16 protein-coding genes are annotated in these 14,214 nt (G+C 68.4%); 3 read left to right on the forward strand and 13 right to left on the reverse strand.

Annotated elements, in window-relative coordinates; all coding sequences use genetic code 11:
* Positions 1-43: 43 nt before the first annotated feature.
* From ABGA98_RS18420 to ABGA98_RS18450, 7 genes are all read right to left on the reverse strand, one after another.
* The gene (locus tag ABGA98_RS18420; protein WP_347619542.1) at positions 44-880 is read right to left on the reverse strand and encodes a DUF6081 family protein; all 837 of its coding nucleotides are present in this window, start codon (positions 878-880) and stop codon (positions 44-46) included.
* A gap of 275 nt (positions 881-1,155) precedes the next feature.
* Entirely contained in the window at positions 1,156-1,872 is a 717-nt protein-coding gene (locus ABGA98_RS18425) for a helix-turn-helix domain-containing protein (protein ID WP_347619543.1), read from the reverse strand.
* 53 nt (positions 1,873-1,925) lie between these two features.
* Positions 1,926-3,149, reverse strand: a complete 1,224-nt coding sequence (locus ABGA98_RS18430) for an FAD-dependent monooxygenase (protein ID WP_347619544.1) — start codon at positions 3,147-3,149, stop codon at positions 1,926-1,928.
* A gap of 340 nt (positions 3,150-3,489) precedes the next feature.
* Positions 3,490-4,299, reverse strand: a complete 810-nt coding sequence (locus tag ABGA98_RS18435; protein ID WP_347619545.1) for a multicopper oxidase domain-containing protein — start codon at positions 4,297-4,299, stop codon at positions 3,490-3,492.
* A gap of 269 nt (positions 4,300-4,568) precedes the next feature.
* Positions 4,569-4,949, reverse strand: a complete 381-nt coding sequence (locus ABGA98_RS18440; RefSeq protein WP_347619546.1) for a DoxX family protein — start codon at positions 4,947-4,949, stop codon at positions 4,569-4,571.
* A gap of 174 nt (positions 4,950-5,123) precedes the next feature.
* Positions 5,124-5,669 carry a nuclear transport factor 2 family protein gene (locus ABGA98_RS18445; protein WP_347619547.1) on the reverse strand — a complete coding sequence of 182 codons (546 nt, stop codon included), beginning with the start codon at positions 5,667-5,669 and terminating at the stop codon, positions 5,124-5,126.
* Between the two features lie 287 nt (positions 5,670-5,956).
* The gene (locus ABGA98_RS18450; protein ID WP_347619548.1) at positions 5,957-6,205 is read right to left on the reverse strand and encodes a hypothetical protein; all 249 of its coding nucleotides are present in this window, start codon (positions 6,203-6,205) and stop codon (positions 5,957-5,959) included.
* A 22-nt stretch (positions 6,206-6,227) separates the two neighbouring features.
* Between ABGA98_RS18450 and ABGA98_RS18455 the strand changes: the two genes are divergently transcribed.
* Positions 6,228-6,629 (forward strand): hypothetical protein, encoded by a 402-nt coding sequence (locus tag ABGA98_RS18455; RefSeq protein ID WP_347619549.1) that lies wholly within the window; start codon positions 6,228-6,230, stop codon positions 6,627-6,629.
* Between the two features lie 170 nt (positions 6,630-6,799).
* On the opposite strand, the gene ABGA98_RS18460 is transcribed toward ABGA98_RS18455, so the two are convergent.
* On the reverse strand, positions 6,800-6,982 hold the full coding sequence (locus ABGA98_RS18460) for a hypothetical protein (RefSeq protein WP_347619550.1): 183 nt from the start codon (positions 6,980-6,982) through the stop codon (positions 6,800-6,802).
* A 129-nt stretch (positions 6,983-7,111) separates the two neighbouring features.
* Here ABGA98_RS18460 and ABGA98_RS18465 point away from each other — a divergent pair, with 129 nt between their 5' ends.
* On the forward strand, positions 7,112-7,309 hold the full coding sequence (locus tag ABGA98_RS18465; protein WP_347619551.1) for a ferredoxin: 198 nt from the start codon (positions 7,112-7,114) through the stop codon (positions 7,307-7,309).
* 257 nt (positions 7,310-7,566) lie between these two features.
* Here the strand turns inward: ABGA98_RS18465 and ABGA98_RS18470 are convergent, their stop codons facing one another.
* The 4 genes from ABGA98_RS18470 to ABGA98_RS18485 all read right to left on the reverse strand — a co-directional run bounded on the left by ABGA98_RS18470 (position 7,567) and on the right by ABGA98_RS18485 (position 12,400).
* A complete protein-coding gene (locus ABGA98_RS18470; protein WP_347619552.1) occupies positions 7,567-9,111 on the reverse strand; it encodes an FAD-dependent monooxygenase in 1,545 nt (514 codons plus the stop codon).
* 62 nt (positions 9,112-9,173) lie between these two features.
* Positions 9,174-9,986 (reverse strand): SDR family NAD(P)-dependent oxidoreductase, encoded by an 813-nt coding sequence (locus ABGA98_RS18475; protein WP_347619553.1) that lies wholly within the window; start codon positions 9,984-9,986, stop codon positions 9,174-9,176.
* A 38-nt stretch (positions 9,987-10,024) separates the two neighbouring features.
* Positions 10,025-11,254, reverse strand: coding sequence for a serine hydrolase domain-containing protein (locus ABGA98_RS18480; RefSeq protein ID WP_347619554.1), 1,230 nt, complete (start codon positions 11,252-11,254; stop codon positions 10,025-10,027).
* Between the two features lie 63 nt (positions 11,255-11,317).
* Positions 11,318-12,400: an FAD-dependent monooxygenase gene (locus ABGA98_RS18485; protein ID WP_347619555.1), complete on the reverse strand. Its 1,083-nt coding sequence runs from the start codon at positions 12,398-12,400 to the stop codon at positions 11,318-11,320.
* Positions 12,401-12,520: 120 nt separating this feature from the next.
* Between ABGA98_RS18485 and ABGA98_RS18490 the strand changes: the two genes are divergently transcribed.
* On the forward strand, positions 12,521-13,423 hold the full coding sequence (locus ABGA98_RS18490) for a LysR family transcriptional regulator (protein WP_347619556.1): 903 nt from the start codon (positions 12,521-12,523) through the stop codon (positions 13,421-13,423).
* 303 nt (positions 13,424-13,726) lie between these two features.
* Here the strand turns inward: ABGA98_RS18490 and ABGA98_RS18495 are convergent, their stop codons facing one another.
* Complete coding sequence (locus ABGA98_RS18495) at positions 13,727-14,185, reverse strand: TetR-like C-terminal domain-containing protein (protein WP_347619557.1); 459 nt, start codon at positions 14,183-14,185, stop codon at positions 13,727-13,729.
* Positions 14,186-14,214: the final 29 nt, after the last annotated feature.

The raw sequence follows: 14,214 nt of genomic DNA on the forward strand, positions 1-14,214 counted from the left end.
GTCGTCGCCGTTGTGTTCTTTCTCGGGTTCTAGGCGGGGTGTCTCAGGCATCGGCCCCGCGTACCCGGAATCGGCCCCAGCGTGCCTCGAGGCCCTGCCCACGGAGCGAACGGCTGCGACCGTCCCGGATCGGCAGCTGCGTCCAGATCCCGATCGCGACGGCCATGCGCTCGGGGATGGCGGTGCCGTAGATCTTGTACACCTGGTGACCATCCACCCGCCATACCACGGTCGAGCCGGCCCGATCGAATGTGATCTCGCACTCCCGCAGCCGGGTGAAGTCTTCGTCGAAGTCCTCATACGGCGACTCGGCTACGTGCACGAACGGATCGTCCGTTCCCATGAGGTGCTCGTGCATCGCGAACACGCGGGTAGCGGTCCCCGCGATGCTGAACACGGACCTGAGGTCGGTGACCTGGAAGTCGGCCATGCCCAGCCGATAGTCGCCAGGGTCCCCGCCGATGTTCTTGACCGCCAAGTCGGTAGTGAACGTGACCGGGCGATCTGGCGGCAGCTCGAACTGCCGCGTCGTGAGCTTGAAGTACTTGGCACTGTCGGCGGGTTGGAACGTGTCGCTCGACACCGAAAAGCGGGGGATCCTCACCCGCACCACACCACCACCGACGGCCACCTCTGTGTTCGGATCCTGCGCGGTATGCTCGCCGCCCGTTGGGACCGGCAGGCTGACCGTCCTCCACAGAGCGGGGTCCAGGTCCGGCCCTTTGAACTCGTCATAGGTCACGAAATCATCGCGATCCGCCTGTGTCACTGCTTCCACCTCCGAGCGGATCGGGCAGGGCACCTCGCCATGATCAGCCTCCTCTTCGTTGCCAGGATCAGCATTGCTTTGTTCGATGGACGCTATGATCCTTTGGGTCAATCCGGCATCTGCTGCGTAACTGGGTAGCTCTCGGAAAGGCAACAAAACCCTGCGGCACGGGAATGTGATTATTCTGCGCCCAGGCATTGCCGGGCCCGTGATGATCTCTTGTCCAACGGGCTTGCCCGGTGTTGTCGGCGACTGCGACGAACTCCTGGCCGGCGGACAGCTCGTTCCAGGCTGACGCGTTCACCGGCGATTCCGGTGTGCCAGGCGAACTTCTGTGCGGGGCTGGTTCCGGAAAAGATGATGCCCGGCACAGGAAGGGGCATCGGTCATTTCGCGGTGGCCTGACTGCGCTCGATGAGTTCCAGTACGGCGTCCCTCGTTTCGCGGAAAATGGCGAGGGCGTCCTCGGCGGCTGCGGCGACCGCTGCGTCGCTGGGTGCGACGGGGGGCTCGACCAGCAGGGCCATAGTGTCGGCGAGGACCTCGTCGGGGGCATGGGCGGCCGGGGTGGCTGCTGGGTCGGACATGACGATGCCGAATCCGGTCACGACTGCGTGCGCGGCGTATGCCTGGTCGGGCAGCGGCCAGTCGGAGCGGATCAACCCGTGCCGGTGCAGGATCGGCATGACCGCTTCGGATAGGGCGCTGGGCCGGGTGCGGTCGAACAGATCACGGTCGCCGGCCTGCTGGGTGAGCAGCCGAAACAGGTCTGTGTCGCCGCTGAAGAGGCGACGCGCCAGCGGAAGATCCCGCCCGGTACGGAGCAGCAGCGGAGCCAGGCGGCGCGGCCGCACGGCGGCGGAGTCGGCGGCGATGTGGCCGATGGCCTCGTCCAAGAGGGTCAGCAGTTCGCGGGCGAGCAACCCGAGGATGAGGTCTTCCTTGGTCGGCCAATACAGATAGACGGTGCCCTTGCCGACCCCTGCCGCGCGAGCGATCTCGCTGACGGTGACTTTACGCACCCCGTGGTCGAGCACCAGCTCGCGCGTGCTGTCCAGAATGCGGGCGGCCTTGCGCGAGTGGTGCTCGATCAGCTGGCTCACGGCGATGTCCCTCTTTCTCGTGTTCCTCGTGCTCACCAGTGCTTGTGGCTTGGTCATGCGGCGGCGACGTCGAACTGCTTGTTCGCGAGATCTGGGCCCTTCATTATCTTGCCCATGGCCTGCCTCAGCAGCGGCCGCCGCCTGAGGCGGATCATCGCGGTGCGCATGATCTGCTCCTTGCGGTCGCCGGGTGTGAAGATCCTCCGCATGGACAGCGCGCCGTCCTGCTCAGTCTGGATGAACGGCCGCATCCGGCCCTCCCACGCGCGCAGCGCGCCGGGCAGATCGTCGGTGTGGCGCCGCAGCATGGTGCCGAGCAGTTCGCTTCCGGCGATGGCGCTGGAGGCGCCCATGCCGGCGTAGAGGGTTACGCACCAAGCGGAGTCGCCGACCAGGACGACTCGGCCGTGATGCCAGTGCGGCAACTTGACCTGGTGCACCGAGTCGAACAGGTGCTCCGGGGCTCGTTCGAACCGCGCGAAGAGGTCCTCCAGTAGGGCTCCGGGAGGCTCAGGGCCGAAGGCGGCGCGGATGGATTCGATCGCCGGGCGGGTGAACTCGGCGTCGATGTCGTCAGTGTGGTAGGAGAACAGCAGGCTCGGCGCGTGGTCGGCGAACGGGAAGGTCCATGCCGAGCGGCCCGGCTCGGCCAGGACCAAGCCCTCGTGCAGGCCGAGGCCCTCGATCGGCGCATCGAGGGTGGTAACGCCGATCATGTAGTTCAGCGGATGCAGGTCCTGCTGGGGGCCGAAGGCAAGCCTGCGCACGGTTGAGCGCATCCCGTCGGCGCCCACCACCAGGTCGAAGCACTCGGAAACGGTGTCACCGGAGGCGACGCTGTGCAGGGTGACCTCGGCTGCGGAGTCGCTCTGGGTGATGTGGGTGGGCACGGTGGAGTAGCGGATCTCCACATCGTCCGGCAGTGCGGCGAATAGCGCCTCTTCCACGTCGCCGCGCAGGACCCTCCGGGGCGACGTGACCACGCCCGGGAGTTCCGTCAGGTTCATGCCGGGGGTGCGGCGCCCGGCCCGATTCACCTCGTAGACGGCCATCCGCTCGGCGTTCCGGTCGCCGATTGCGTCCAGCACTCCCAGCCGTCGCGCGGAAGCGACCCCGGTACCCCACAGCAAGATGAAGTATCCGTTCGAGCGCCGCGCGGGAGCCCGCTCCACGATCACCGGCTCCCACCCCACCTGGTGTAACCGGAGTGCGGTGGCGATGCCCGCGATCCCGAGTCCGACCACCAGTGCACGGGGGCGCCTCGCTGATTCCTTCATGACGACTCCCTTCCTTGCCGTGTTCACTGCCACCGTAGCACATACTGACCAATTTGGTTCTACTGGTCAGTATTAACCTACGGCTGGGATCGTAACTTGATCATTTGCAGGCGCTGGGATTCGAACCCGAACCGGCGAAAGAGCTGGAGGAGGTAGAGGTGAGCACCGTGGCCACGCTTTCGGCGTCGATGATGCCCCTGCCCCACTGCGGGGCTTGGCCCCGCCGCCCGCGATGACCTGAACGTGAGCGGCGAACAACTGACGCGGGCTCCACGGCCTCGGTCAAGTCGACCCTTGCCTTGAAGCCGTGGCGCGCCAGGGATAGCGCAGCTCCCAGGTGTCAGATGATTTCGAGGTTGGCCATCATTCCCATGTCCTCGTGTTCGATGTTGTGGCAGTGGAAGAGATAGCGGCCTCGGTAGCCGTCGAAGCGGGTGATGATCTCTGCTGATTCGCCCGGGCGCAGTGAGATGGTGTCCTTGAGGCCCACGTCGTGCGGCAGCGGCGGGCGTTGGAGGCGTTCAGCAGCCGCAGCCGGTAGCGGGCCGCGTCGACCTCGTGCACCGGCCACGGCGCGCCGTTCACCAAGATCACGTCCCCCAGGACGCCGGCGAGATAGGGCTCGCGAACGCCCGGCCGCTCCCGCAGCACAGACCCGAGCGCAGGCCCGAGCGCAGACCCGGGGGCGGGGTCGAGGGCGGGGTAGTCGAGGCTCCCGTCGGCGGCGAACGCCCGGTCGGCGAGCACGAGCGGGAGCTCGCGCGGCCCGGCGGGCGGGCCGAGAGCCTCCTCGGCGTCGTCGCGGACGATCTGCAGCCCGGCCAGGCCCCGCCAGATCGCCGGGCCGGTGAAGTCCATCCGGTGGTCGTGATACCACAACAGCGCCGGCCGCTGGTTCATCAGGTAGGCGTAGTCCCGCCTCAGCCTGGCCGGCACCGCCCGCGGGTCGCGCCCGCCTTGACCGGGACCGGGCCCGCCGCGGCCGTCGTGCCCGTCGTGGGCGGCGTCCGGCCAGCCCTGGGGCAAGACCAGGTCGGTGGGGTATCCGTCGGAGGCCGCCGGGCTGTGTCCGCCGTGCAGGTGCACCACTGTTGATCAACAAATCCAGCCGAGCGGTGTGTTCCCGGGCGAGCCGTACGGCGTCGGTCACGACTTCCTACCTTCCTTCATGGGTTGATCGCGGCGTTCGTAGGCTTGTGATCGCCCAGGGTGCCGGGTGTGGCTGTCACGATTCTGCAACTGGTGCGGCTCTGGAGGATTGGCCGCACGGCCCCGGCCGCTGATCGGGGTGTGCGATCTGATCGCTGTGCAGGGACCGACGCCGGGAAGACCCGCCACCACTGACCTCCACCGCCCGCACCGTCCGAATGTGAACCAGTGGGCATCCTGACCGCGTTCCGGGCCAGAGGTCACGCGGGGTCACCCGGTGAAAGGCTCAAGGCCGAAGCGGCCCGACGCCACAAAGACTGACAGAGCGAGCAGGATCATGGGCAGTACGATTGCCTGGCTCTCGTGACGGCGGAGGTGCGTGATGATCGCGCCGACCATGAGCAACGCCAGGCCGACCGCAGCCAGTGGCACCAAAACCGGTGCGATGCCAAGCACGGCGGGCAGAATCAGGCCCACCGCACCCAGGATCTCGAGGGTGCCGATGGCCTTGACCGTGTTGCCGCTGAAGTCTTCGATCCATCCATAGCCGGAGGCAGCCAGCTTCTCCGCAGGCTGGATCAGCTTCCTGGCGCCGCTGGCCAGGGAGACTGCGGCGAGCAGTCCCGCAACCACCCAAAGAGCGATGTTCATTTCGGTGTCCCCTCGCCGGATTGTGAGCGTCGTTGGTGTGGAAGCCGCGGAGGTGATCGGCATCGATGTCGGCACAGTCCGTGATGTCTGTTCCGGCCGTTGATGATCCTGTTTGCGGGAGCGACCGCGGGCAGGTGAATGCCGGGGCGCGGTGGACCGGATCCCTGCCGGATCTCAACCGGATTTCAGGTGTCGGAGTGTTGTGGTGTGGCCGGGGTCACCGTCGTTTTTCGGTCGGGGGTTGTCGCCGGGCGGCGAGTCGGTCGGTGCTTTGGGTGGTCGGGGTGAGGAACCCGAGCCGGTCAGTGGTGAGATGTCCTCGTAGCGGACTTCGTAGAGGCGTTCGGCGAATTTCCAGCCATCCGGGGTGCGCTGGTAGCGGTCGTGGTAGATGGCGTACATCATTGAGGAGCGGCCGTCGAAGGCGCGTCCGATCTCTGATATGTATGCCCGGCCGGTAGCGGTGTCGCCGTTGATCTGGATGGTGCCTGGGTGGGTGTTCTGTACGAGGAATTCCACGAACTCCGGCACGTTCCGGCCATAGGCGCGGATCGCCTCCTGACCGATCAGTTCGGCCGGGATGTTGGGCATCCGCAGTGCACCGTCCGGGGTGAACAAAGATGCGATGTGGTCGTAATCGCGCATCATCGTTCCGTCGGTGAACTCGCCGCGCAGTGCTTCGATCTCAACGCGGTCGGCGATCGTCTGAAAGTCGCTCATCGCTCTCCTGCTTGTCGCATCGAATCGGGTGCAGGTGGCCATCGGCCACTGGGGCATGGGCGTTGGCCCTTCGCCTTCCAAGCTTGGAGGTCCGGCGGGGGCGGTTCATCAGTCGAATGACTGGGCTCGAGTAGCCTCCGGCTTTCGTGTGCCCAGCAGAGCAGGAGGTGAAGCCGTGACGTAGCGAAGGATCAAGCGGGGCTGTTCATCACTCGTTGCTGAACTGATCACGGCCGTGTGGGTGCCAAGAACTCGGCCGCCCTATGCGACCTGCGCGTACTCGTGGATCAGCCCGCCGAGGCGGTCACGTCCCGGCTGACGGCCAGTTCCCGCCGGTCCAGGTCCAGGTCGATCCAGCGTAGCCCGGTCGCCTCTCCACGGCGTAGCCCGCGCAGCGCGATCAACTGCCACAGCAGGTACAGCCGATCGTGTCGGGCGAAGGCGAGGAACTCGGCCAGTTGGTCGGCGGTCCACACCGCCACCGTCGGGTGTTCGCCCTCGCGCCGCCAGGCCGCCACTCGCCGGTCGGTCCACACCTGCGGATACGGTCGAGAGGATGTGGGCAGCCGGATCATGCGTGCCGGGTTGGCGGCGATGTATGTGATCGGCGTAGCCTTCGCGGGTGCTGGGCCGAAGTCCTTGCTGCGTCTGCAGCCAGCAGCGCAGCCATCGCGCCACCGTGTATCCCGCACCCGGCCCACTGTCCTGATCGGCGACGATCGCCTCACCACCCGCGTGGTGGGCCTGCTCAGGGGTGGCGAACCCACCACGCCGGAACCGCTCGCGACGTCCGGCCGGACCGCGCACCTGCACCGCGAAGTACCGACTGCCGTGTTCGTCATCGTCCAGGTGCATGCAGCGCCGGCCGAGTTGCTTGCCGGGGGTCGCATCGACGCATCCGCACCGCTTGTACACCAGGACGCGATCTTGATGATGTCTCATTGTCCTGCCCTTTCTTGATCGGTTTTGCCATCAAGTGCCAGGCAACGCCTGACGCCATCAACCGACAACAGGGGCGCAGGCAAAGTTCTGGGACCAGGCAGGAAATATCTCTTCGCACCTGCGAGCTTCGCCCTGTACCGCTTCACAATTCATTGCATAGGGCTTGAGCTGGGCGTTCTCCGGAGCAGCTACGCGGCTCGATGGTACTCGTTGATCAACTCGTCGAGCACCTTTCGGCGTTCGATCCGGCCTTCCAGCGGTACGACGGTCCGCTCGTCGTGATCGGGTGGCCGCTGCGTGCGGGATTGGTGCGGCCGGTGACCGTTGTAGTGATCGACGTACGCGGCCAGCACCGAGCGCAGGGTCGGCACCCTCTACCGGCGTATCCCGACGCTGGCCCTGGCCGTGCCGCTGGAACGCCTGACGTTCAAACACCACGCCGTCTTCTACGGCGTCCGCGAACTGCCCGTCACCTGGTGAATCCGAGAAGGAGAGAACATATGAAGGTCACCGTCGATCAAGACGCATGCATCGGCTCGGGACAATGCGTCCTTATCGCCCCTGACACGTTCGACCAGCGTGACGAGGACGGCATCGTCACGCTCCTCCACGACAGCCCGCAACCAGGGCTGCAGGAGGACATTCGTGAGGCCGCCGGCATCTGCCCGTCCCTGGCCATCCGGCTGACCATCTCGTAACCAACCAGTGGCCCGTCACGCAACCTTGGCCGGGCAACTGATCCGGCTTCGGATGGGTGAGCTGGTGGCGAAGCCGATCTTCGGCCCGGGCGTTACACCAGCGGACGTAGCCGCCGATCGCCGCCACGATGTCGAGGTACGGCGACTCCGCGCACATGTTCTGGGAGTCGAGGACGACGTCCGCACCAAAGGCCGCGAGTCTCTCTGGATCGTGGCAGTCGATGGTCAACTCGGTGAGTCTGCTTGTCATGTCTCTCTCAGATGCCTGACGGCGTTCCGAACCAGGCGGAGAGTGCCGCACGCAGCGGGGGCGTGGCGCTGTCCGCGGAGTCGTCGAGGCCGGCGGCCCAGGCGACGTGGCCGTCCGGGCGGATCAGCAGTGCGTCGGCCGGTCGGTCGTCGGTCTTGGCGGTGTGGACGTCGAGGAGATGCTGCCAGTCCCGGGCGATCTGGCGGAGCTCTGGGCGGCCGGCCAGGTCGAGCAGGACGGGCCGGGCGGTGTGCATGAGCTCGGCGACGCTGGTGATGCCTTGACCGGTGTACAGGGTGAGGTCGGGGACGAAAGTGCCGGCCAGCGGATGATGGCCGGCGCCGGGCATCGGGTAGCGGATGTCGGTGCCGGCGACGAAGGCTCCCATGCGGAGCAGCGGCTGCTCGTCGGCGAGCAGTTCGGTGAAGACCTCCCGGAGCGCTTGAGCGGCCGCGTCGTGCCCGCGGCGCAAGGCCACCTGGGCGCGGGTGTGCAGCATGGTGCGGGCGCCGGCGTGGTGGCGTTCGGCGTGGTAGGTGTCCAGCAAGCCGGCCGGGGCCGTGCCGTGGAGGTCGGCGGCCAGTTTCCAGGCCAGGTTGACCGCGTCCAGCATGCCGGCGTTGAGCGCCACTCCGGTGGCGGGGAACAGGTGCGCCGCGTCACCGGCCAGCAGGATCCGCCCTTCGCGGTACCGTTCGGCCTGGCGGGCCTTGAAGGTGAAGCGCGACAGCCGGCTCGATCCGGCCAGGGGCAGGTGGGCGCCGAGCACGCGGTGGATGCTGTCCCGCAGTTCGGTCAGGGTCATCGGGACGTCGTCGTCGTATTCGGTGCTCTCGTCCTCGATGGTGTAGAGGGAGACGGACTGGGTGCCGGGCGAGGAGCCGACGCCGAGCAGGCCCTGGTCGGTGCGGGTGAATCCGGCGCGGATGGTGCCGAAGCCGGGGACGTCGAGATCGCCGTTGCCGAGAACGGTGACCGTGTCGGGCAGGGTGACCTGGGCCAGCCGGTTGACCTCGGGATAGGTGGTGCCGGGGAACGGGATGCCGGCCCAGTCGCGGACGCGGCTGCGCGCGCCGTCGCACCCCACGAGGTAGCGGGCGCTCATTTGGTAGGGGCCGTTCGGGCCGCGCACGTCAACGGTGACCGCGGCGTCGTCCTGGTTCACCGCGGTCACTTCGTGTCCGCGGCGGAGGTCGACGCCGAGTTCGCCGGCGCGTTCGCCGAGCAGCCGCTCCAGCAGGTGCTGCGGCAGCGGCAGGGCGTGCATCGGGGGATCCGGCAGGTGGGTGAAATCCAGGTGCACCCCGCCGAACGGGAACCGGGGAGCGGGCATCGGGCCGGTGCAGGCGGCTTGGAGACGTCGCAGCAGACCTCGGTGGCGCAGCAGTTCCAGGATCTGGCCGCCCAGGCCGCCGGCCTTGGGGGTGTCGCGGGGCCGCGGCTGCCGTTCCAGTACCAGCGGCCGCACTCCGGCCAGGCGCAGTTCGGCGGCCAGCATGAGACCGGTCGGGCCGGCCCCCACGATGATCACGTCGGCATTCCCGTGCTTCATCATCAATGACCTTTCGATCGTGTCGTTCGTTGCGCCGGGACGCGTGAACCGGGACGGAGCCGTCAGCCGGGGGCCAGGCGGCTGAGGTGTTCCCAGGCGCGGTACTCCTCGGTCCTGGCCTGGTTCATCTGCTGAACCAGGTCGAAGGACTGGCCGCCGACGATCAGCCGCAGGGGCGGGTGGGGCAGGTCCACGAGTTGCATGACGACCGGCGCGGCCGTGCTCGGAGCGGGCCCCGCCTCGTCGCCCCACATCTCGGCCAGTTTCGCGCGCAGCGGGTCGTACGCCGGGTTGGACGTGGTGGCCGTCGTGCCGGTCGTGAACAGGCCGGTGTCGTAGCCGCCCGGCTGGACGATGGTGACCTTGATGCCGAAGGGCTCGACCTCCATGGCCAGCGCCTGGCCGAGGGAGTCGATGGCCGATTTACCGGCCGCGTACAGGCCGGCCGAGGCCATCCCGCCGCCCGTGCCCATCGTCGTCACCAGGAGGATGTGGCCCGAGCCCTGGGCGCGCAGGTGGGGCAGCACGGCCTGGGTGACCCAGATCTGGCCCAGGACGTTGACGTCGAAGTGGGCGCGGATCTGGGTCTCCGTCGCCTCTTCGACCATGCCGTACAACATCGCGCCGGCGTTGTTGACCACGAGGTCGAGTCTGCCGAACGCGGCCACCGCCCGCTCCACGCCCTCGTGCACCGCGGCGCGGTCGGAGACGTCGAGCGGGACGCACGCCAGGGTATCGGGGTGGCGGGCCTTCAGGTCCGCCAGCGGCGCCACGTCGCGGGCAGCGGCCACGACGCGATCTCCCCTGCTCAGGGCCGCCTCCGCGAACGCCCTGCCCAGTCCCCTGGAGGCACCCGTGATGAACCAGACACGCATGTCACTTGCTCCTAGCATCGGTCGTCGAGCTCCTTGCATCAGTTGTCGAGGGCCTGGTAGACGGTGGCCCAGAAGTCGTTCATCAGGTGGGCCGGGTTGGGGACGGTGTAGCCGAGCTGGCAGAGCAGGATGCCGGTGAGCTGGTTGGCCGGGTCGGCGTAGGCGGAGGTGCCGCTGCCGCCGTCCCAGCCGAACTGGCCGATCGGGGCGTAGTCGCCGCGGTAGGTGCGCACCGCCATGCCCATGCCCCAGCCGCCCTGCTGGCCCTGGCCGAAGGAGATGTGCACGGCGTTGGTGGCCAGGGCGGTGCGGGCGGCGTTCTGCTCGGGGGTGAGGCGGTTGGTGGTCATCAGCTGCACGGCCGGCCGGGACAGGATGCGCCGGCCGTTGTGCACGCCGCCGTTGAGCAGCATCCGGAAGTAGGCGTGGTAGTCGTCGGCGGTGGAAACCAGGCCTCCGCCGCCGCCCTGAAAGGCGGGGGGACGGCTCCAGCGGCCGTTCTTGGGCTCGTCCCAGGCGAGGAACTCGCCCGTGGCGGGGTCGGGCGCGTAGAGGGTGGGCAGCCGGTCGATCTGGTCGGCGGGCACGTGGAAGCCGGTGTCGGTCATGCCGAGGGGCTCGAAGATGCGCTCGCGCAGGAAGTCCTCGAAGGTCTGGCCGGTGACCCGAGAGACGAGCACGCCGACCAGGTCGCTGCTGATCTGGTACTGCCACTGCTCGCCGGGGTGGTACATCAGCGGCAGCTCGCCCAGGCGGCGCATCCACTCGTCCTGCTCGGGCACCTCGGTCGGCAGGTTCGGGGTCAGGCCCCGCTCGAAGATGGCGTTCAGGATCGGGGTGCCCAGCGCGGTCATGTCCATGCCGAGACCGAAGGTGGAGGTCAGCACGTCGCGGACGGTGATCGGGCGGCGGGCGGGCACGGTGTCGTCCAGCTCGGCGTCGATGCGGGTGAGCACCCGGCGGCCGGCCAGCTCGGGCAGCCACGGGTCGACCACGTCGTCCAGCCGCAGCCGGCACTCGTCCAGCAGCACCACCGCCGCCGCGATCGACACGGGCTTGGACGTGGAGGCCATCCGGAAGATGGTGTCGCGCCGCATCGGCGCGCCGCCGTCGTGCCGCATCGTGCCGAGCGTCTCGACGTACGTCTCCTCGCCGCGGCTTACCAAGGCGACCAGGCCTGGGATCTTCCCGGAGTCGACGTGGCGGGCCATGACCTCACGCAGCCTGCGCAGCCCTTGCTCAGAGAAGCCGCTTCTGCCCATTGTCATGATCATTTCTCCTTGCCGTCATAGTTGATCACCGGGGCTGTCGCCAGGTCAGGGAGGAGTCCGTCACGGTGACGGCCGCTCCGCGGCGAAGCCCGGAACGTAGTCCCTGAGCCTTACGAGGTGCGGGCGGGCCGCCGGCGTGCGATCCGGACGCGCGCCCAGGAAGAACTGGTCGGTGCCTTCGCGCCCCATGTGCTGGTGCTCGGCGACGAATCCGCGCATCTCCCGCTCGTACGCGGCGAACGCCTGCGCGTGGTCGCCGCCGGCGGCCAGCTCGCCGGCCAGGACGTACGCGCCGATCAATGCCTGGGAGGCACCGCGACCCGAGGCCGGGGCAGCGCAGTAGCCGGCGTCCCCGAGGAGCACCACCCGGCCCGAGAACCAGCGGTCCATCTCAACCTGGGCGTTCGCCTCGAAGAAGAGGTCCTCCGCCTCCCACATCTCCTCCAGCAGGTGCCGGACCGGCGGGCCTTCTCCGGCGAACCGCTCGGCCACGATGCGCTTGTGCTGCCCGGCGTCATCGCGGTCGTAGGCCAGCGGCCCGGAGGCGAAGTGCAGGACCGCACGCGTCCGGGCGCCGTCGCGGGTTCCGATCACCTCGGCCGCCTTGCCCGGTACGTGGTGGACCCGGGCACCGGCTCCGAGACGGCCGGGTAGACCGAAGACTGCCGTATAGACGCCCAGGTGCCGGACGAAGCGCTCGTGCGGCCCGAAGACCAGCGAGCGGGTGCGCGAGTGCAGCCCGTCGGCGCCGGCCACCAGGTCGAAGCGGCGCGCCCGGCCCCGGTCGAAGGTGACCCGTACGTCGTCGGCGGTCTGCTCCAGGGTGGCGATCGAGTCGCCGAAGACGTACTCGACCTCCCGGCGGGTGGCCTGGTACAGCAGGCCGGCCAGGTCGTCCCTGAGGATCTCCAGGTCACCGTCCGCCGTCGCCGTGTCGCCCAGACGAAGATCCAGAGCTTCAGCCTGGTCCAGCAGGGCCATCCGGTCCAACACGTCCAGCGCCTCACCGCGCAGACCCGCCGCGTACCCGCCCGTTCGCACCCGCGGGGCACGCTCCACCACGGTCGGGGTCAACCCGTGGTGGAGCAGCCAGTACGCCAGCGCGGGGCCGGCGACACCGGCACCGCAGACAAGGACGTCCATCCGCAAGCTCCCTCGACCAGCCGAATCGGTACGCATCGAGGATCAAGTACGGTGAACACCCGGAACAACGACAAACCCCGAAAGATCACCTTCAGTAGGAGTGAACGGAGCAGGTCAGGCGTGGAACTGCGGGACATCGAGATCTTCCTGACCCTGGCCGAGGAACTGCACTTCGGCCGCACCGCCACCCGGCTGTGCCTGTCGCCCGCCCGCGTCACCCAGGCGATCCAGAAGCAGGAACGCCAGGTCGGCGCTCCGCTGTTCGAACGCAACAACCGCACGGTCCGGCTGACGCAGGTCGGGCGGCAGCTCCAGGACGACCTCCGGCCCCTCTACGCCGGGCTGAAGGACAGCGTGGAACGCGCCCAGCTCGCCGCCCAGGGCATCACCGGCACGCTGCGCGTCGGCATGCTGCCGCTCAACGCCTACGACCTGCGCCCCTACTGGGACGTCTTCCGTCTCCGCCACCCGCAGTGGAAGCTGCGCATCCACAGCACACAGCTGGGCCAAGCCTTTCCCGCGCTGCGTCGCGGCGACATTGACGCCCTGGTGACCTGGCTCCCCATCGACGAACCCGACCTCACCGTGGGGCCGGTCCTGTTCGCCGAGCAGCGCGTGCTGGCCGTCGCCGCCGACCACCAGCTCGCCCCGCGCTCGTCGGTCTCGCTGGAGACGATCTCCGACTTCCAGCACCCGCACGCCGACACCGGCCCCGGCTACTGGTACGACGCCTACGCCCCGCGCCTCACCCGGCGGGGCCGTCAGATCGAGCGCGGCCCCGTGGTGCGAGATGCGGAAGAGGCAATGACCCTCGCCAGCATGGACGGGCTAGTGGTGCTCTTCCCTGCCCACGTCGCCCGCTACTGGTCACGGCCGGACATCGCCTATCTGCCGGTCACCGATCTGGAGCCGCTGCCGTACGCACTGGTGTGGCGGAGCGAGGCGGAGAGCGAGCCCATCCGCGCCCTGGCCGGGATCATCCGCGACATGGGCTCTCTCCCATCGGCCCAGACAGTCCTTTGATGTCGTCCGTCACCCTCGGATCGGACCTGGTGCAAGCGGCGCCAGAGATGCCTCCAGGGGCCAGCCCATATGAGCCCAAGACCCACGTTGAGTGGATCTGTTGGTGAGCTCGCGTAAAGCGAGGTGAGACGGCTTCTCCGGCCGCTCGGGCGTAGTTACGGGGTTGAGGGGCTGGCCGGCCCGGCGTCCGGGGAACAGCCGCCGGGCGTCGGAGTTGGTGGCGCAGGTGGCTTGTCTGCGGCCATCGCCTTGATCTCCTTCGTTGTTCGCACTTGAAGGATGTGGAGGCAACCGGTGCCGCGGCTACGGGGCAGCGGCGCGATGGCCGCGGAAAGCCGCCTCCAGGGCGAGGCGCCAGTGGTGGTCGGCCTGGGGGCGGGGGCCGAGCGAGCCGAGGAGTTCAAGGCCGGCCAGGCCGTGCACCAGGGCGTTGAGGTGAACGGCGATGTCGTGGGGGTCGGCGGGGGCGAACCGGCCCGCGTCGACGCATCTCGTGACGGCCCGTACCAGCGTGTCGAACGTGCCTTGGATCTGGTCCAGGGCCGCTTGGTCTGGCTGGAATTCGGCGATGGGGCGGCCGAACATCAGCTGGTACAGATGCGGGTTGTCCAAGGCTGAGGTCCGGTAGGCGAGTCCGAGCGCCGTCAGGTCGGCCTCCGGGGCGCCGTCGGCGAGCCGGTCGAATCCCTCCAGGAACATCGCACGCAGCAGACCGGCCTTGTCGCCGAAGAGGTTATAGACGGCTTTGGTTGGGCGGGGCATCCGACTACCACGGTCCCGGCGGCCTCAAC

It is taken from the genome of Nonomuraea sp. B1E8, assembly GCF_039871515.1.
Classification (GTDB): domain Bacteria; phylum Actinomycetota; class Actinomycetes; order Streptosporangiales; family Streptosporangiaceae; genus Nonomuraea.